Source organism: Pauljensenia sp. 20925_1_34 (assembly GCF_041432775.1).
Lineage (GTDB): Bacteria > Actinomycetota > Actinomycetes > Actinomycetales > Actinomycetaceae > Pauljensenia.
This window is the reverse complement of the sequence record NZ_JAPWAG010000004.1, coordinates 1-18,699: the sequence shown is the minus strand read 5'-3', so window position 1 is coordinate 18,699 and position 18,699 is coordinate 1. Positions and strand designations below refer to the sequence as shown.

Below are 18,699 nucleotides of genomic sequence, written 5' to 3'. Positions count from 1 at the left end.
CCTGAAACAGGGACCGGGCGCATCTATCGGTGAGGAGGTCAGCCAGCGAGGAAGTTCTCGCCCATGCGGATCTTCTTCATGAGCAGACCGGTCTTGGTCGTCACGTCCTCCGTACCCACGCGGGAACGGAAGGTCCAGTACGACCAGGCGACGTAGGCCAAGACGATGGGCAGCAGGCACACCGTCACGATCGTCATAACGGTCAGCGTCCCGGTCGTCGACGAAGCCTGATCGATCGTCAGCGAGTACGCCGGGTTGATCGAAGACTTCTGAACGGCCGGAGCCATCGAGGCGAACACCCACGCGGCCGCGCCAGCAATCGCCACGGAGGAGGCCACGAAGGACCAGCCCTCACGGCGCAGCGAGGCCTGCGACAGAACGGTGGAGGCGATGATCGCCAGGGCGGCAACCACGAGCGGGATCCACGCCAGGACGTTCGTCGTATAGGCGAACTGGCCCCAGACCAGCCACGCGGCAGCCAGGACGGTCGCGGCAATCGTCGCAGGAGCAGCGATCGCGTTGGCGCGGTCGCGGACCTCGCCGGTCGTCTTGAGCGCCAGGAACTGAGCGCCGTGGGCCAGGCACACGGCCATGATGGCCAGGCCGCCCAGGATCGTGTACGGGGTCAGCAGCGAGAAGAAACCACCGGTGAGCTGGTGGGTCGCGCTGGCCAGCGACTGGTCGACCAGTGTCGGGTCGACGACGGTGCCGGTCGCAACGTCGATGACCTCGATCTTCATGCCCTGCACGAAGTTCGCGAAGGCGACGCCCAGCAGGATCGGGACGAGCCACGCGGAGATCGTGTGCGCCCAGTCCCAGGCGTGACGCCACTTCTCAGTGGCGACCTTCGAGCGCCACTCGAGCGCCATGACGCGGATGATCAGGCAGACCAGGATCAGGAAGAGAGCCAGGTACATGCCCGAGAACATGGTGGCGTACCACTCGGGGAAGGCTGCGAAAGTCGCGCCGCCCGCGGTGAGCAGCCAGACCTCGTTGCCGTCCCAGTGAGGGCCGATCGTGCGCACCGTCTGGGTGCGCTCACGGTCGCCCTTGGCAACCAGGGGCAGGAGCATGCCGACGCCGAAGTCGAAGCCCTCAAGGATCAGGAAGACCGTCCACAGAACGGCGACGAGAATGAACCACAGGATTGACAGAGTCATGATCGTTGTTCCTTTCTCAGTATCCGAAGGACAGGTCGGTCGGGGCCTCGGCCTTGTTGGCCTTGTCGGCCTTGGCCGAGTGGATGCCCTCGAGCGCGTAGCGCTTCATGAGGATGAACCACATGACGCCCAGGACGCCGTACAGGAGGGTGAAGAGAATCAGCGTGGCCAGCACCTGTCCCGCGGGGACATTGGGGGAGACGCCAATCTCGGTGAGCATGTTGACCGAGCCGAGGTCGGAGCCCATGGCCAGGGCTTCCTGGTTGGGGACGACAACCCACGGCTGACGACCCATCTCGGTGAAGATCCAGCCGAAGGAGGCGGCGGCGAAGGGCAGCGGCAGATTAAGCAGAGCCAGGCGGCTCAGCCACTGGTTGGACGAGGCCTTACCACTGCGGGTGGCCCACAGGCCCCACGCTGCCAGCAGGAAGGCGATCATGCCCAGGCCGATCATGAATCGGAAGGACCAGAAGGTCACCATCTGCGGGGGACGGAAGTCGAACTGGGAGGCATCGCCGTACTTGGCGGTGAAGTTCGCGTCGGAGTTGAGCAGCGCCACCATGCGCTCCTGGACGTCGGCGACGCCCTCGGAGGTGGCGGTGAAGGAGTTGTGCGACATGAAGGAGGCGACGCCGGGGACCTTGATGAACTGGGTCGGCTGGGTGCCATCGGTGCTCAGCGGGCAGGAGCCGAACTGCGCGACCGTGAAGGCGGCGCCATCGGTGTCCACACAGATGCCTTCGGCGGCAGCCATCTTCATGGGCTGAACCTTGACCATCTCCTGGCCCTGGACGTGGCCGGAGGCGGCGGTGCCGAGGCCGCCGATGAGGACGACGATCAGGCCGAAGCGGGCGATGGGGCGCCACACGTCGCGGGCCTGAGCCACGGCCTCGTCGCTGCCCTCACGGGACGCGCGAACCATCCACCAGATGGCGATGCCAGCCACGAAGGAACCGGCGACCAGCCACGCGGAGGTGATGACGTGAGCGTACTCGGACAGGTAGACGCCCGAGGTGATGAGCTTGAGGAAGCCGGCGGCTCCGTCGAGCTCGGCGCGGCCGGTCTCGGGGTTGAAGCGGGCGCCCACGGGGTGCTGCATCCACGCGTTGGCCGCGAGGATCCAGGCGGCCGAGAGCATTGTGCCGATGGCCACGCACCAGATGGTCGCCAGGTGCAGGCCCTTGGAGAGGCGGCCCCAGCCGAAGATCCACAGGCCCAGGAAGGTGGACTCGAGGAAGAAGGCCAGGAGGGCCTCGACAGCCAGGGGAGCGCCGAAGATGTCGCCGACGAAGCGGGAGTACTCCGACCAGTTCATGCCGAACTGGAACTCCTGGACGATGCCGGTAGCGACGCCGAGAGCGAAGTTAATAAGAAGGAGCTTGCCGAAGAAACGGGTAGCTTGCAGCCAGTATTCCTTGCCGGTGCGGTGCCATGCGGTCTGCATGATCGCGACCAGCAGGGACAGGCCGATCGTCAGCGGTACGAGGACGAAGTGGTAGACGGTTGTGACGCCGAACTGCCATCGTCCGACCGTGACCGCGTCGAGCGCTGTTTGCGCGAGGGTCATGATGGGACCTTCCCATGTAGGGATCAGGGATCGAAATGCCCCGCAATATAGGCGGTAGGACCTACGTCACGGGCTGACATTAATGTAGCTCAAATGACAGGTTGTGAGCGCTTGAAATGCCGTATGTGTGACGGTTTTGTGACATATGTGTCCGTTTATTTTTGATGGACTTTCCCCTGCGATTGTGGGCCTGTGACCTTGAACGTGTCATCCATCAGTTGATATGGGTCCGTGTTGTGCGACAATTGAGGCGAATGGATGTCGCGGGCATGCCCCCGTGACGAGAGCCGAGCGATGACCGTATCGATTTGCCGCCGGCACCTGCGCACCAGCGCTCCACTAGGTTTCCGCCCCTCGCGGGCGATGAATAACGGGCGCGTCCTGGCATGGGGCGCGCGCCCACCATTGGAGAATCGTGACAACCGAATCAACTACGCCCGTGGCCCCCGCCGCGTCGCTGCTGTTCCAGGCTCCCGTCTTCCAGGCCGCGCCCGAGGTGGCCCCGCCTGTCGCCTTCGAAGAGCCCGAGTCCAAGCGTCGCCGCAAGTCCTCCGCGCCCGAGGAAGAGTCCGCTCCCGCCGAGGAAGCCGCGCCCAAGCGCCGCCGTCGCTCCAAGAAGGCCGTCGACGAGGCCTCGGCCCCCGCCGAGGAGAGCGCACCGCCCGCCGAGGCCGAGGAGAGCGCCGCCGAGCCTAAGACCCGCCGTCGCCGCCGCTCCAAGAAGTCGGACGAGGCCCAGGCCGCCTCCGAGGACAGCGCGCAGAAGGAGGAAGCCTCCCCTGACGACTCCGAGTCGGCCGACGAGGAAGATTCCTCGAGCCGTCGCCGTCGTCGCCGCCGCGCACGCTCGTCCGCAGCCTCCGAGGAGAGCGCCGACCCCGCCGATCAGGTCCAGGCCCTCAAGGGCTCGACCCGCTTGGAGGCCAAGAAGATGCGTCGGCGCGAGGGACGCCGCGAAGGACGCCGCCGCCACTCGATTTCCGAGTCTGAGTTCCTGGCGCGCCGCGAGTCTGTCGAACGCACGATGGTCATCCGAGACCAGGACGGCCTCGATCAGATCGCGATCCTCGAAGACGGCCTGCTCGTCGAGCACTACGTCGCCCGCCGCACGCAGTCCTCGATGGTTGGCAACATTTACCTGGGCCGCGTCCAAAACGTCCTGCCCTCGATGGAAGCTGCGTTCGTCGACGTGGGCCGCGGCCGCAACGCCGTCCTGTACGCAGGCGAGGTCAATTGGGACGCCGTGGGCCTGGAAGGCAAGCCCCGCCGCATCGAGTCCGCCCTCAAGTCCGGCGACCCGGTCCTCGTTCAGGTGACGAAGGACCCGATCGGCCACAAGGGTGCGCGCCTGACCTCGCAGATCACACTGGCCGGGCGATACCTCGTCCTGATCCCCGGCGGCTCCATGATGGGCATCTCCCGCAAGCTGCCCGACAAGGAGCGCGCTCGCCTGAAGAAGATCCTCAAGGCCGTCGTGCCCGCGGGCTCGGGCGTCATTGTGCGTACCGCCGCTGAAGGCGCGTCGGAGGAGCAGATCCGCGACGACGTCGCTCGCCTGACCCGCCAGTGGGAGGATATCGAGAAGAAGCGCACCAACACGAAGAGCGCTCCGACGCTGCTGCGCGGCGAGCCCGAGCTGGCCGTGCGCGTCGTTCGCGACATCTTCAACGAGGACTTCTCGAAACTCGTCATCGAGGGCCGCGACACCTACGCGACCGTCAAGGAGTACGTGGACGAGCTCAGCCCCGAGCTGTCCGACCGCGTCGAGCAGTGGGTGGGCACGGAGGATGTCTTCCACGCGCACCGCATTGACGAGCAGCTGGCGAAGGGTATGGACCGGAAGGTCTGGCTGCCCTCGGGAGGCACCCTCATCATTGACCGCACCGAGGCAATGACCGTCATCGATGTCAACACCGGCAAGTTCATCGGCGCCGGCGGCACGCTCGAGGAGACGGTCACCCGCAACAACCTCGAGGCTGCCGAAGAGATCGTGCGCCAGCTGCGCCTGCGCGACATCGGCGGCATCGTCATCATCGACTTCGTGGACATGGTCCTCGAGTCCAACCGAGACCTCGTGCTGCGTCGCCTGGTCGAGTGCCTGGGGCGCGATCGCACGCGCCACCAGGTAACGGAGATCACGTCGCTGGGCCTGGTCCAGATGACCCGCAAGCGCGTGGGTGAGGGGCTCGTCGAGGCCTTCTCCTCCTCCTGTGAGGCCTGTGAGGGCCGCGGCTTCATCGTCCACCACCACCCGGTCGAGACCTCCGGCGCCGATTCTTCCTCGAAGTCCACCAAGGCCTCGAAGAAACAGCTGAAGAAGGCCGAGGCCCGCCGCATCGAAGAGAACGCCGATCACGAGCGCGCGAAGGAAGCCCTGAGCGCGATCGCCGCCGCCTCGACCCGCAAGGAGGACGAGGCCTCGGCGCCGACGGAGAAGGCGCCCGCCAAGAAGCGCCGCGCCCGCGCGGCGAGCGCCGAGCCCGAGCAGGGCGCTGCGGCCGCGGAACCCACGCCCGAGGCTCCCGCCCAGGATGAGCCGCAGGCGCAGTCCGCCACCGAGGCTCCCGCGCCTGATGTGACGGTGTCAGCGGGTACTGACGAGAGCGCGACCAAGCGCCCCCGTCGCCGTCGCCGCGTCGCGGAGAGCGCCCCGATGCCCGAGCTGCCGATCCATATCGACCTGCCCGAGCCCGTCGACACCTCCGACAAGCCCGCGGCGCCCCTCAAGGACGCGTCTGAGATTCAGCTGCCCGAGCAGCACGACAAGGCCCCGGCCACTCGCCGACGCGCTTCCCGCAAGGCTGCCACGGCCTCGTCGGCAGAGCCTGCCCCCGCGCCCGCTCTGGAAGCCGCGCCCGCGCGCGTGCTGCTCGCGGCGGCGGAGGCGCCCGCTCCCCAGGCTCAGGCTGTCGAGGCTCCGACTGCGGAGGCTCCCGAGGCTTCCGAGGTGCAGGCCGCCGCAGAGAGCGCCCCTCGTAAGACCCGCAAGCGTCGCGCTGCGGCATCGACCGGCATCATCGAACCCGAGGCGACTCCCGCACCGATCGTCGTTGACCTGCCCGCGCGCGCCGACGTGAGCGAACCTGCCGCACCCACGCGCTCGACCGACGAGATCCAGTTGCCCGAGGCATCCGAGCAGCCGCGCGCCAAGCGCCGCCGTCGCGTCGTGTCCACGGGAATCGTCGACGCTGGCTAACAATCGGGAGTGAAGGGAGGGTCCATCGGGTCCTCCCTTCACATCGGGGTGTGGAATCGCACAGCTATTCCGCGGGGTCGTTGGCCATGCCGGGTTGCACTCAGGCGTGGCAATCGGCTAAATTTGATCGTCGGCGCAACAAGCGCCAACGGAATCATGAATACAGACAAGTCCTCGGCAGTTTCGAGGCGAGATTCCGGTTACGAATACGAGAAGAGATGAGCTCCAACGTGGTCTACGCGATCGTCAAGGCTGGCGGCCGGCAGGAAAAGGTGTCCGTCGGTGACGTCGTCGTCGTCGACAAGCTGGCAGAAGAAATCGGTTCGAGCATCGAGCTCCAGCCGCTGATGCTGGTTGATGGCGACGCCATCACTGTTGACGCAGCCAAGCTGGACAAGGTTTCCGTCAAGGCTGAGGTTGTCGACTCGGCCAAGGGCCCCAAGATTTCCATCATTAAGTACAAGAACAAGTCGGGCTACCGCAAGCGCCAGGGACACCGTCAGAAGATGTCGGTCGTCAAGATCACCGAGATCGCCTGAACCCGACGTTCCCACGAGCAGAAAGTAGCAACTGATGGCACATAAGAAGGGCCTTGGTTCCTCCCGTAACGGCCGCGACTCGAACGCGCAGCGCCTCGGCGTGAAGCGCTACGGCGGCCAGCTGGTCAACGCTGGTGAGATCCTCGTTCGTCAGCGCGGCACCCACTTCCACCCTGGCGACGGCGTTGGCCGTGGCAAGGATGACACCCTGTTCGCCCTGCGCGCGGGTGCGGTCGAGTTCGGCCGCAAGCGCGATCGCAAGGTCGTCAGCGTTTCGCCGGTCTCTGCCTGAGACCGCGCGCATGAAGGGCGTCCGGCGTTGCCGGACGCCCTTTTCACTATCTTTCTTCGGGAATCAGGAGCAGCAGTGGCAGACTTCGTGGATCGCGTGACGCTGCACGCGGCAGGCGGCAACGGCGGTAATGGCGTTGCCTCGATTAAGCGTGAAAAGTTCAAGCCGCTGGCCGGCCCCGACGGCGGCGACGGTGGTAACGGCGGTTCGGTCATCCTGGAGGTGAGCGAGCAGGAGACGACTCTGCTCAACTACCACCGCAGCCCGCACCGGCGCGCCGATAACGGAACGCCCGGCATGGGTGACTTCCGCCAGGGCAAGACCGGAGCGGACATCGTGCTGCCGGTCCCGGAGGGCACTGTCGTCAAGTCCACGTCCGGGGAGCTCCTGGCCGACCTGACGGGCGCGGGCGCGCGCTTCGTGGTCGCCGAGGGTGGTCGCGGCGGCCTGGGCAACGCGGCGCTCGCTTCGAAGGCACGCAAGGCCCCGGGCTTCGCCCTGCTGGGCGAGCCGGGCGAGGAACGCGACGTTGTCCTGGAGCTCAAGTCCGTGGCCGACGTGGCCCTCGTCGGCTTTCCGTCGGCTGGCAAGTCCTCGCTGATTGCCGCCATGAGTTCGGCGCGCCCGAAGATCGCCGACTACCCGTTCACCACGCTCGTGCCAAACCTGGGCGTCGTGTCGGCCGGCGACACACGCTACACGGTGGCTGACGTTCCCGGCCTGATCCCCGGCGCTTCCCAGGGCAAAGGCCTGGGCTTGGACTTCCTGCGCCACATCGAGCGCTGCGCGGTCATCGTGCACGTCCTGGACACTGCTGCCTTCGAGACGGATCGTGAGCCCGTCGAGGACCTGCGCATTATCGAGGCCGAGCTGGCGGCCTACCAGGGCGACTTGACCCAGGTCGAGGGCTACGTTCCGCTCATGGAGCGCCCCCGCGTCATTGTCCTGAACAAGATCGATATTCCGGATGGGCGCGATCTGGCCGAGATCACGCGCCCGGATCTGGAGTCCTTCGGCTGGCCGGTCCTCGAGGTCTCCGCTGTGTCCCACGAGGGGCTCAAGCAGTTGTCTTTTGCGTTGGCTGGCATCGTCGAGGAGGAGCGTGCGAAGCGCCCAGCCCTCGAGGCAGCCCGTCCTGTCATCCGTCCCAAGGCGGTTGGCCGCAGCGTCGAGATCACGGTGCGCAAGACCCGAAAGGACGGCGAGGAAGTCTTCCAGGTGCGCGGCGACAAGCCCGAGCGCTGGGTGCGTCAGACGGACTTCGCCAACGACGAGGCCGTGGGATACCTCGCGGATCGCCTGAACGCCGCAGGCGTGGAGGACGAGCTGATGAAGGCGGGCGCCGTCGCTGGTGACACCGTTGTGATCGGTGACTTGGACGGCGGCGTCGTCTTCGACTGGGAGCCGACCCTCACGACCGGCCCCGAGCTGCTGGGATCGCGCGGCACCGACCTGCGCCTGGAACAGAACGCTCGCCCGAGCCGCAAGGAGCGCCGCGAGGTGTACCACCAGGTCATGGACGCCAAGACCGCCGCACGTGACGAGCTGTGGACCGAACGCGAAGCCGGCCATTGGACGGACGCCTCGGATCAGTCATGAGCGGAGTGAGCACTGCCTCCCGTATCGTCGTCAAGATCGGCTCATCCTCGCTCACCCGCGAGGATGGCGGTCTTGACCTGAACCGAATCGATGCCGTCGCGCGACTCGTGTCCCGCTGGCGCGGGCGCGACCGTCAGGTCGTTATCGTGTCCTCGGGGGCCGTGGCCGCCGGTCTGGATCCCCTCGGCTTTTCCGCCAAGCCCAAGGACCTGCCGAGCGTGCAGGCAGCGGCAGCGATGGGCCAGGGGCTGCTCATGGCTCGCTGGACCGCAGCCTTCCAGGCCCACCACCTGGACGCCGCACAGGTCTTGCTCACCACGGACGACGTCATGCGACGCGACCACTACACGAACGTGCGCGCGGCGCTGACCCGCCTCCTCGGCCTCGGCGTCGTCCCGATCCTCAACGAGAACGACGCGGTGACCACCCGCGAGCTGCGCTTCGGCGACAACGATCGCCTGGCCGCCCTGATCGCTCAGATGATCAAGGCTGACGCGCTCGTACTGCTCACCGATGTCGACGGCCTGTACACAGCGCCCCCGGATCACCCGGGCTCGGAGCTGATCGAGCGCGTCGAAGGCGCGGACGACCTTATGAGCGTCCTCGTGACCGGCGCGGGTTCGCGCGTGGGCACGGGCGGCATGGCAACGAAGGTGCAGGCAGCGATGCTGGCGACCGCCAGCGGCATCGGCGTGCAGCTGGCCAGCGCCGACGCACTGCCGCGCGTCCTGTCAGGCACGCGAGTGGGCACTTGGTTCGCCCCGGCCGAGCAGCGCCCGGCCTCCCGGCGCCTATGGATTGCCCACGTGGCTCCCTCACGCGGGGAGATCATCGTGGACGAGGGCGCGGCGCGTGCGATCACGGCGGGCAAGAAGTCGCTCCTCGTGGCCGGCGTGCACTCGGTGCTCGGGCATTTTGAGGCCGGTGACGTCGTGGACGTGGCCAGCCCAACGGGCCTCGTTGCGCGCGGCGTGTCCGGCTACGACTCCGACACGTTGGCGGACATCGCAGGCTCGGGTACGGCCGACCTGCAGGCTGCGGGTTATGAGCACCCCCGCCCCGCGATTCACCGCGATGACTTGGCGGTGTTGGGCGACGCATTTTCTGCCCTCAGCGCAGACTGACACGGTCGCGATGCCACGCGTGTGACATGATGGGCGAGTGGATACTGCTGCAGATATTTCCCAGGTGACTGACGCCGCCCGCGAGGCGGCGCGCGTGCTCGCGAACGCGACAACCCAGGTGAAAAACCGCGGGCTTGAAGCAATTGCGGCGGCGCTGATCGAACGCTGCGACCAAATCCTGGCCGCCAATGCCGAGGACGTGGCGCGTGGCCGCGCCGAGCAGATGAGCGAGGGCCTGCTGGACCGCCTCGCCCTGACGAAGGACCGTATTCGCTCCATCGCTGACGCGGTCCGCGAGATCGTGGCTCTGCCTGATCCGATCGGCCAGGTCGTGCGTGGAGCACGCACGGACATTGGTCTGCGCGTCACGCAGGAGCGCGTGCCCCTCGGCGTCGTTGGCATCATCTACGAGGCCCGCCCCAACGTCACGATTGACGCAGCGACCCTGGCGATCAAGGCCGGTAACGCGGTCATCCTGCGAGGCGGGAGCGCCGCCCAGGCCTCGAACCAGGTTCTCATCGAGGTGTGCCGCGACGCGCTGACATCCGTCGGCCTGCCCGCCGACGCAATCCAGACCGTCGACCAGTGGGGCCGCCCAGGAGCGCGCGCCATGATGCGTGCCCGCGGCGCCATCGACGCGCTCATCCCGCGCGGGGGAGCAGGCCTCATCAACGCGATCGTCGAAGAATCGCGCGTTCCCGTCATCGAAACGGGAACCGGCAACTGCCACCTCTACGTCGACGCTTCCGCGGATCTTGAGGCCGCGGAGGCCATCATCATGAACGCGAAGACCCAGCGCGTGGGCGTGTGCAACGCAGCCGAGACGCTGCTGGTCCACGCCGACGTCGCTTCGCGCTTCCTGGTCGCAGCCATCACGCGCCTGACCACCGCGGGCGTGACGATTCACGCTGACGCCGCCACCCGCGCCATCGTCGACGGCCAGCCCTCCATTGACGCCGACATGATCGTGGACGCCACCGAGGCGGACTGGGAGACCGAGTACCTGTCCATGGACCTGGCCGTGCGCGTCGTCGACAGCGTCGCGGCGGCCACCGAGCATATCCGCCGCTACTCGACCGGACACACCGAGGGAATCGTCGCCTCCAACGTCGCCGCTATTCGCGCCTTCCGAAGCGGGGTCGACGCCGCCGCGATCGCGATTAACGCCTCGACCCGCTTCACCGACGGCGGCCAGCTCGGCCTCGGCGCCGAAGTGGGCATCTCCACCCAGAAGCTCCACGCACGCGGGCCCATGGGCCTGGCGGAGCTGACGACTACGACCTGGATCTACGAGGGCGAAGGAACCATCCGCTCGTGAGCACGCAGGAGCACGAACTGGCCCAGGCCTCGGGCACAGAAGCGATCGAAAAGACCACGGAAGCGACCGCGGGTGTGACCGCCGCACCGGCGCTGCCCCAGCACCCGCCGCGCGCCCTGCGCAGGCGTCGGGCGATCGGCATCATGGGCGGTACCTTCGACCCGATCCACCACGGCCACCTCGTCGCAGCCTCCGAGGTCATGGACGTGTTCGGCCTCGACCAGGTCGTGTTCGTACCGGCCGCCATGCAGCCCTTCAAAGCCGGGCGGCGCGTGACAGCGGCCGAACACCGCTATCTCATGACCGTTGTCGCCACCGCGTCGAACCCGCGTTTCGCGGTGTCGCGCGTCGATATCGACCGAGGCGGCACGACCTACACGATCGATACCCTGGCCGACCTGTCGGAGGAGTACCCCGACTCGGACTTCTACTTCATCACCGGCGCCGACGCGCTGGCGCAGATCGCGCAGTGGAAGGACGCCGACAAGCTCTTCGAGCAGGCACACTTCATCGGCGTCACGCGCCCCGGGCACAACCTGTCGGACCCCGGCCTGCCGCACGAGTCTGTGTCACTGCTGGAGGTCCCCGCCATGGCGATCTCTTCCACCGACTGCCGATCGCGCGTCGAGGAGGGCAAGCCCGTGTGGTACCTCGTGCCCGACGGCGTCGTCCAATACATCAACAAGTACGGACTCTACCGGTCCTAACACAAGGAGAACAGTGAGCCTTCCCGACGCTACCTCCGAGCTGGCGACCCTCGTCGCTCGCGCCGCACACGACCGCGGGGGCATCAACCCCGTCCTGGTCGACGTCACCAGTAAACTCGCCCTGGCCGACGCATTTGTCGTCGTGTCCGCGCCGACCGACCGCCAGGTGCGCGCCATCGCCGAAGACATCATGGACCGCGTGTGGGCCGAGCACGGCCGACGCCCCACCCACATCGAGGGGCGCGCGGAGGGCACCTGGGTCCTGCTGGACTACTCGGAGCTGCTCGTCCACGTGCTCTCCGAGGAGGAACGCGACTACTACGCGCTCGAGCGTCTGTGGGGCGACTGTCCGGCTGTGTCGATCGACGTCGATACCGAGGAGGCCCGCGCGGCCGCTGCGGAACGCGCGGCGGCGCACGGCATGGAGTCCGCACAGTGAGCGCATCGCGCATCGTGCTGCTGCGTCACGGCCAGACGGACTTCAACATGCAGCGTCGTTTCCAGGGGCGTATTGACAAGCCCCTGAATGATGCAGGGCGCTCCCAGGCGGCGGGCGCCGCAGGCGTGCTGGTTTCGCGCCTGTGCGAACCCAGCGCCGAGGTCGGCATGATCGCCGCCGAGACGCACCGCAGCTACGACGATGGGGGAGTGCGCATCGTGTGCTCGCCCCTGGGACGCGCGCGTGAGACGGCGCGTATCCTCGCGCGCGTGTTCGACATCGCCGGATACCCCTGCGAGGGCCCCATGCCAGACGAGAGACTCACGGAGCGCTTCTACGGCACCTTCGAGGGGAAGACCTACGAGGAGATCGCCCGCGAGCAGCCCGAGGCCTACCGCGTGTACCGGGAGACCGGAGAGTGCGCTGGTGCCGAGGTCGAGCGCTCCGAGGTCGTGGGCGAGCGCTTCCGCGACGCTGTCCTCGAGGCGGCGGCCGCGTGCCCCGCCGATCGCTCTCTTATCGTCGTCTCGCACGGCTCCGCTATCGCGCGGGGCATCGTTTCTCTGTTGGGCCTGGACCCCTCGGACTTCAACGGGCTGCGCGGCGTGGACAACTGCCATTGGTCGGAGCTCGTCCCCGTTGGCGTGTCCACCGCCAAGAGTGCTGCGCGTGCTGGCTGGCGCCTGGCGTCGCACAATATCGGGGCCCGCGAGGACATCCTGGGGGCCTGAGTGGCCTCCGGGGGCCTCGTTTGCCCCGATAACTCAACGATTTTCTTCCATGTGATGAGCGACACTTGATTTTGATTTGCGCTTCCTTCTTTGAATTGGCTATTATTTATCAGGTCGCCGGGGCGACGAACTAAATAAAGGGGCTATGGCGCAGTTGGTAGCGCGCTTCCATGGCATGGAAGAGGTCGGGGGTTCGAATCCCCCTAGCTCCACCGAAAAAGCCGACACTCGATTGCGAGTGTCGGTTTTTTTATTGATTGACGAGGCCGCTGCTGGCTTCTTTTTCTTGGCCTGCCTCTCGGTGTGGGTCGGATTTTCGTCGGCTTCGTGGTTGCTGACGTGCTCGCCATGCAACGTTATTGGTTGCGGTGAGGTGGGGTTATAGGACAGTGCGTGTTGCTGGTAGAACGACTTTTTGGCTTTCTGGTGCGGGAAAGTCGGCATTTTAGTTGGTTGGGACCAACTATGAGGATGGACAAATCGTGTTGCTGGGAGCGTGACTTTTTGGCTTTGTCGCGCGGGAAAGTCACTTTTATAGTTGGTCGTGTTTGCCTCGTTCCTGTCAATACTGCATTGCGCCCTGTGTGTGGATTCTGTGTGCCTGGCTTCTGGGTGCGGGGTGCCGCTTCCTGCGGCGCCCGTCGTGCGGGCGGATCCGGTCAGGTCTTGTGGGTGGTTGCTGAACAGTGTCGCATGCAATTTCCCTGTCAACCTTTCAGGTATTGAAAGAGGAGTGTTGCAATTCCAACGTTTCGAGGCATTGTTGAATGCTGGCTCGGGGGAATTGCATGCGACTTTTGTGTGGTGCCCGCCCTCTGGCCCCTGAGGGGTGGGAGGCTGGTGTGCGCGTGGGCCCTTTTACTGGTCGCCTTAACCCGTTCCTGCGCAGCTGGGCCCGATAGGTGGCAGTGTGGGCGGCCTGCCTGGGCTACCACCTGTGGGGTTAACCTGCGCATGAAGGGGCCCAAGCAGCCACCTGTCCGGCCGATGGTGCCACCCCTGGAGCCAATGAGGCCACCCCTGAACTGAGCACATCCGTCCGCCGCTCCTGGGACTGACCACCGACCCACACGTGATGTCCTATAACACGTGAGGTGCGCAGTCGGTGGTGCTTACTGGGCCTGGGTGGTGGAGGTCATGGCGATACCCTCGCGCAGGGGAGGGGTGGGTGGTTATCGTGCGTTGTGGTTGAAGGGTGAGTCTCTGTGGGCGTATCGGGACCCTGTGTTGATTGCTGTTGCTCGGGGGTTGGCGACTTCCGACTGTGCGTGTGGATTCACTTGTCATTGGTAGCCATGGTCAGAGTTTGACTTGCGAGCCGGTAAGGTCTCGCACGGTAAATATAACGTTTTGGTATCGACATGTGGGATGTTCAAAATCTGTCAAACTGAGAAAACGTTGCAAGTCCGGCGAATCACCTGTAATCGATTACTGGAAAAAGCTTGAAATAGTGCGAACCGCATGGAAAGATTTACCTGTCTCTGTTCCATAGTGTTAGGCCGATAGTTAATGTCGTTCCAGCTCACCCGCACTCACACGTCGGTGGTGCTTGCTGCCACCACGATCGCAGCGTCCCTCGTTGTGATCCCCTCCCTGGCTGAGGGAAACAGCGCCACCGATGATCCGTTCTGCGGCACCCTCGTTGGTGCCGACGCTCGCATCAACGCCGAGTACAACCCGCTGCTCGCGAAGTACGCTGCCGCCGCCTCGGGCACCTCGACGGGCACCACTGCTGACCCGGAGCGCGAGGCTCAGCTGCGCCAGGACCTCGCCGACGCGCAGGCTGCGCTTGAGGCTGCTCAGCAGGGCGCCAAGAAGCCCAATCCCTCGGTCGGCGACGCTCCCGCCGCTGACACGACCGTTGATCGCGGTCTCGACTGGGTTGACTGGTCCAAGGTTGACTACGACACCCAGGCCAAGATCATCGAGGCCCTCATCGTTCAGAAGATGAATGCCTACCGCGCCAGCGCTGGCCTGCCCGAGATTGTCGTGTCGGACACGGTCACTGCCGATGCTCGCTCGTGGAGCAAGTACATGTCCGACAGCAACGACTTCAGCCACGATCAGTCGCACAAGCACCTGGGGCAGGGCGCTCTCGACGGTGCGGACACCATGTCCGATGCTGAGAACATCGCCTACAACCACCTTGAAGACTACAGCGGTGGCGGAACGAAGACCCCCGCTCAGGCAGCGGCCGACATCTTCAACCAGTGGAAGAACTCTCAGGGCCATGACCGCAACATGCTCGGTGCATCCAACGTCATCGGCGTTGGTGTACACATTGCCAAGCACAGTGACGGTACGCGCGTCTATGGCACGCAGAAGTTCTACGGCGTCACCGGTGGCTCGCCGAACCTGTCGCGCTTCCACACGACCGGTGATACCGCCTCGGCCTACGGCTTCGACGGTAAGGCCTTCAACTCCGACAACACGAACTACGTGTCCGGCCTTGCCGGATCCGGTGATGAGCAGCGCGCCAACTCCTGGGAGAAGAAGATTGGCGCCCTCCCCGGCTCTGCTCTGCCCGTGGATGTCTCCACTCTGCCTGCCAAGAACGGCGCCGCTGCTCCCACGACCCCTGCTCCTGCTCCCGTTGACGACAAGCCCTCGGTTGACGCCGACCAGGCCGTCGCCGACGCACAGGCTGCCGTCGATGCAGCCCAGAAGGCTCTCGATGACTACCTCGCATCGGTGACCGATGAGCAGCCGACCGAGAGCGTGGAAGAGATTGACGCGCAGCTCGATGCCGTTGCTGACTCGATCGCTGCTGAGACTTCCGTTCGCCCCGAAAAGGATGGCGGCGTCACCCTCGAGGGCGCCGGTCAGAATGGTCGCTACATGACGGCCGAGGAGTACCGCGCTGAGCTGACCAAGTGCACGGTCGCGGAGGTTCCGAACCCCTCGATCGGCCAGCCGACCACGCCTGAGCCCTCCGCTCCGGCCCCCGGCCCCGATACCCCTACCACGCCTGAGCCCTCCGCTCCGGCCCCCGGCCCCGATACCCCCACCACGCCGCAGCCTTCTGCTCCGGCCCCTGGCCCCTCGACGCCTGTGACGCCTGAGCCCTCCGCTCCGGCCCCCGGCCCCTCGACGCCTGTGACGCCGCAGCCTTCTGCTCCGGCCCCCGGCCCCTCGACGCCTGTGACGCCGCAGCCTTCTGCTCCGGCTCCGGCCCCGTCGGCCTCGACCCCGTCGACCCCTGCTGTTCCGGCACCGTCTTCGCCGGCTCCCGGTGGCTCGGGGACGTCGACTCCCTCCAAGACCCTCCCGCAGACCATCGCCTCCACCGGCACCTCTGCAACGTGGGTTGCGGTCGGAGCGGTCGCGGTCCTGGTTGCTGGTATCGGTGCGCTCGTCGCATCGCGCCGCGCCAAGAACTGACGCCCTGTTGGAAGCCCCCGCTGGTGATGAATCGCCAGCGGGGGCTTCCCCTATGCCTGCCGCCTCCTGGCGATGACAGGGCGCGCGGTCCCGTGAGTGCGTGGATGAGACGATTGTGTGCGTATACTCGGTAACTGGATGTCGCGAAAGCGATGTTTCGCTGACACGTATCGCCATGCCTGTTCCATTGGAGGAGTGGGTGAGGCGGTAGCGCACCTATCGAGAGGAACATACATGCGTGCCACGAACATGCGTCGAAGCATGGTTGCGGCGCTCGGAGCGGCGGCTGTTCTTGCGGGCGTTGTTGTGCCCGCCTATGCGGCCGATCTGAATCCGGTCGTCAATCCGGAACCGGCGCCCACAGCAGAGCCCACGGCCGACCCTCAGCCCGATCCCCAGCCGGATCCCCAGCCTGACCCTCAGCCCGATCCCCAGCCGGATCCCCAGCCTGACCCTCAGCCCGATCCTCAGCCCGATCCTCAGCCGGATCCCCAGCCTGACCCTCAGCCTGACCCTGCGCCCGCTCCCAAGCCCAGTTGGAAGCAGGACGGTTCCGGCTGGTGGTACGACCTGGATAACGGCAGCTACGCGCGCAGTGAGGTGCGCATCATTGATGGTGCGACCTATCGCTTCGATGGAAGTGGCTACATGGTTACCGGATGGTATGGCACCGGCGGCGCGTGGGAGTATTACTCTCCCTCGGGCATGCAGGTGCGCGGCTGGGCCCAGGTGCAGGGCTCGTGGTACTACCTCGATCCCGCCAGCGGACTCATGCGTTCGGGCTGGCAGCGGATCGATGGAAGCTGGTATTTCCTTGGCGCTTCCGGCGCAATGGCAACGGGCTGGGTGAGCCAGGGGAGTGCCTGGTACTACATGGCTCCCTCCGGCGTGATGGCGACGGGGTGGAACATGATCGGCGGTTCCTGGTATCACTTCGCTGATTCTGGCGTGATGTCGAGCGGCTGGACGAAGGTTGGTGGCACCTGGTACTACCTGCGTGGAGGCGCGATGGCGACGGGTTGGGTGAGCCAGGGGAGTGCCTGGTACTACATGGCTCCCTCCGGTGCAATGGTGACGGGATGGAGCTCGATTGGTGGATCGTGGTACTACTTTGATTCGGCGGGCGCCATGACGACCGGCTGGCTGAATCTGGGTGGAACGTGGTTCTACTTCAATGGCTCCGGCGTCATGGCCACGGGGACGCAGTGGATCGGGTCGGAGCGTCACTGGTTCTACGATTCGGGTGCCTGGTGGGGCCTGTATCCGGTGCCATCGAATGGAGGTGGCTCCACGAGTCGTGGTCCGTTCCGCAACTGTTCGGAGGCCTGGGCTGCGGGAGCTGCGCCGCTGCATCGTGGTGAGTCGGGCTACAGTGCGGACCTTGACCGTGATGGCGATGGCGTCGCTTGCGAGGTTCGTCCTCGCTGACGCCGTGAGTGCACAGTGGACCCCGGCCTCGTTGTGACGAGGTCGGGGTTTCCTGGCTCTTCGCATGTAAGGGTGTGGGAGGTGTCGGAGTGGGCCGGGGTGCAGGTGGTGGCGTGGGTGGCGTGCCCGTCCTGCCGCCGGTAGGGCCCAGCTGCGCATGGAGGGGTGCGGCGGTGAGTGGTTCGTTGTGCCAGTTCCGCGTTTGTTCTTGTTTGTTGAGGCACTGCACCCGATCCGTAGGCAATGCACCTCTTCTGTTCGGGTGCACCGCCACGTAACGGGTGCACCGCCCCATATCGGGTGCAGCGCCCCATATCGGGTGCAGCGCCCCCGTGCTTGTGGCGGTTGTGGCGACTGTCGGGGTTGCGGGGGTCTTCTGGGCTTGAGTTGTCTTCTGCTTGGGCTGTCTTCCGCTTGGGGCACTTCGTGGTGCCTCATGTTGTGGTTCCTCAGAAATGTCGCACGTAATTCCCCGACATGTATTTCAAACGTTGAAATCACATCGTTGGAATTCTGCGGTTTTCTCGATACCTATGAAAAGTTAGAGTACCCAAATTACGTGCGAGTTTTGGTTGATGAGGCGCCCAAGGCGAACTCCTGTGTTCGATCGTCGTCCCACGACACTGCCCACGATCCCCGGGACGCTTCGAACACCACCCCCACACCCCAAAATGCGAAGAGCCGGTTTCCTCTGTGGGTAGGTGTTCCTGGGTGGAGCGGTCTCGTGAGGGCGTGTGTCAGGCGGTGTTGAGTTGTCCGTGGGTACCTCAGTGCTGGTCAGTCATTGAAGCATGCGGTTTGTCGATAATGGGCTATTAGTGAAAAAGCTAGTTAAAGCGGTTTGCTAGATGTATGTTGTAGAAGCTTTCTGAGGGATTTGTATCACGAAAATGGCGTTGCGCGCATCACATTGAGTCGCCATCTGTTGATTACTGACAAACCTGGATATATACTCGGTAATGACTTCACGCGGAACTGTGTAGATGCGGTTCGCCGTCCTGGCCATTCTTGCGCGTGAGCCGCCCACACACGTCGAGAGGAACACGCAGATGCGTCCTATCAATGTCCGCCGCTCCATGATCGCCGCCCTCGGTGCTGCTGCCGTCGTCGCTGGAACCGTCGTCCCCGCCTATGCGGCCCCCGTCGCCCTCGAGGAGGGTACGCCGGGTGATGCTGCTGCTGCGGTTGAGCAGCCCGCTGCTGAGGACCCCGCCCCCG

At 65.5% G+C, this 18,699-nt stretch carries 13 protein-coding genes and 1 tRNA gene; 12 read left to right on the top strand and 2 right to left on the bottom strand.

The window, feature by feature from the left end:
• Positions 1-38: 38 nt before the first annotated feature.
• Both cydB and O3669_RS02610 read right to left on the bottom strand, forming a co-directional pair.
• Positions 39-1,160, bottom strand: a complete 1,122-nt coding sequence (gene cydB / locus O3669_RS02615) for a cytochrome d ubiquinol oxidase subunit II (protein WP_371523537.1) — start codon at positions 1,158-1,160, stop codon at positions 39-41.
• A 16-nt stretch (positions 1,161-1,176) separates the two neighbouring features.
• A complete protein-coding gene (locus tag O3669_RS02610) occupies positions 1,177-2,727 on the bottom strand; it encodes a cytochrome ubiquinol oxidase subunit I (RefSeq protein ID WP_371523536.1) in 1,551 nt (516 codons plus the stop codon).
• Between the two features lie 415 nt (positions 2,728-3,142).
• Here O3669_RS02610 and O3669_RS02605 point away from each other — a divergent pair, with 415 nt between their 5' ends.
• From O3669_RS02605 to O3669_RS02550, 12 genes are all read left to right on the top strand, one after another.
• Complete coding sequence (locus O3669_RS02605) at positions 3,143-5,923, top strand: Rne/Rng family ribonuclease (RefSeq protein ID WP_371523535.1); 2,781 nt, start codon at positions 3,143-3,145, stop codon at positions 5,921-5,923.
• 218 nt (positions 5,924-6,141) lie between these two features.
• Positions 6,142-6,462, top strand: coding sequence for a 50S ribosomal protein L21 (gene rplU / locus O3669_RS02600; RefSeq protein WP_021610652.1), 321 nt, complete (start codon positions 6,142-6,144; stop codon positions 6,460-6,462).
• A gap of 34 nt (positions 6,463-6,496) precedes the next feature.
• On the top strand, positions 6,497-6,754 hold the full coding sequence (gene rpmA / locus O3669_RS02595; RefSeq protein WP_003792637.1) for a 50S ribosomal protein L27: 258 nt from the start codon (positions 6,497-6,499) through the stop codon (positions 6,752-6,754).
• Positions 6,755-6,829: 75 nt separating this feature from the next.
• Positions 6,830-8,353 (top strand): GTPase ObgE, encoded by a 1,524-nt coding sequence (gene obgE / locus O3669_RS02590; RefSeq protein ID WP_371523533.1) that lies wholly within the window; start codon positions 6,830-6,832, stop codon positions 8,351-8,353.
• Complete coding sequence (gene proB / locus O3669_RS02585) at positions 8,350-9,477, top strand: glutamate 5-kinase (protein WP_315283211.1); 1,128 nt, start codon at positions 8,350-8,352, stop codon at positions 9,475-9,477. The genes obgE and proB overlap by 4 nt, the downstream gene beginning before the upstream one ends.
• A 37-nt stretch (positions 9,478-9,514) precedes the next feature.
• Positions 9,515-10,795: a glutamate-5-semialdehyde dehydrogenase gene (locus O3669_RS02580; RefSeq protein ID WP_295920742.1), complete on the top strand. Its 1,281-nt coding sequence runs from the start codon at positions 9,515-9,517 to the stop codon at positions 10,793-10,795.
• On the top strand, positions 10,792-11,502 hold the full coding sequence (nadD, locus tag O3669_RS02575; RefSeq protein ID WP_295920741.1) for a nicotinate-nucleotide adenylyltransferase: 711 nt from the start codon (positions 10,792-10,794) through the stop codon (positions 11,500-11,502). Before O3669_RS02580 ends, nadD begins: the two co-directional genes overlap by 4 nt.
• A 13-nt stretch (positions 11,503-11,515) precedes the next feature.
• Positions 11,516-11,941, top strand: coding sequence for a ribosome silencing factor (rsfS, locus tag O3669_RS02570; RefSeq protein ID WP_314768547.1), 426 nt, complete (start codon positions 11,516-11,518; stop codon positions 11,939-11,941).
• Complete coding sequence (locus O3669_RS02565; protein ID WP_371523532.1) at positions 11,938-12,672, top strand: histidine phosphatase family protein; 735 nt, start codon at positions 11,938-11,940, stop codon at positions 12,670-12,672. Before rsfS ends, O3669_RS02565 begins: the two co-directional genes overlap by 4 nt.
• A 139-nt stretch (positions 12,673-12,811) precedes the next feature.
• Positions 12,812-12,884: transfer RNA gene (locus O3669_RS02560), tRNA-Ala, on the top strand.
• A 1,297-nt stretch (positions 12,885-14,181) separates the two neighbouring features.
• A complete protein-coding gene (locus O3669_RS02555; RefSeq protein ID WP_314920920.1) occupies positions 14,182-16,053 on the top strand; it encodes a CAP domain-containing protein in 1,872 nt (623 codons plus the stop codon).
• Between the two features lie 234 nt (positions 16,054-16,287).
• The gene (locus O3669_RS02550; RefSeq protein ID WP_371523530.1) at positions 16,288-17,481 is read left to right on the top strand and encodes an excalibur calcium-binding domain-containing protein; all 1,194 of its coding nucleotides are present in this window, start codon (positions 16,288-16,290) and stop codon (positions 17,479-17,481) included.
• Positions 17,482-18,699 lie beyond the last annotated feature (1,218 nt).

Excerpts from the sequence above, each read along its gene's own strand:
- rpmA (WP_003792637.1), top strand. The coding sequence starts at position 6,497 with ATGGCACATAAGAAGGGCCTTGGTTCCTCCCGTAACGGCCGCGACTCG.
- O3669_RS02555 (WP_314920920.1), top strand. The coding sequence starts at position 14,182 with ATGTCGTTCCAGCTCACCCGCACTCACACGTCGGTGGTGCTTGCTGCC.
- proB (WP_315283211.1), top strand. The coding sequence starts at position 8,350 with ATGAGCGGAGTGAGCACTGCCTCCCGTATCGTCGTCAAGATCGGCTCA.
- cydB (WP_371523537.1), bottom strand. The coding sequence starts at position 1,160 with ATGACTCTGTCAATCCTGTGGTTCATTCTCGTCGCCGTTCTGTGGACG.
- rplU (WP_021610652.1), top strand. The coding sequence starts at position 6,142 with ATGAGCTCCAACGTGGTCTACGCGATCGTCAAGGCTGGCGGCCGGCAG.
- O3669_RS02550 (WP_371523530.1), top strand. The coding sequence starts at position 16,288 with ATGCGTGCCACGAACATGCGTCGAAGCATGGTTGCGGCGCTCGGAGCG.
- O3669_RS02610 (WP_371523536.1), bottom strand. The coding sequence starts at position 2,727 with ATGACCCTCGCGCAAACAGCGCTCGACGCGGTCACGGTCGGACGATGG.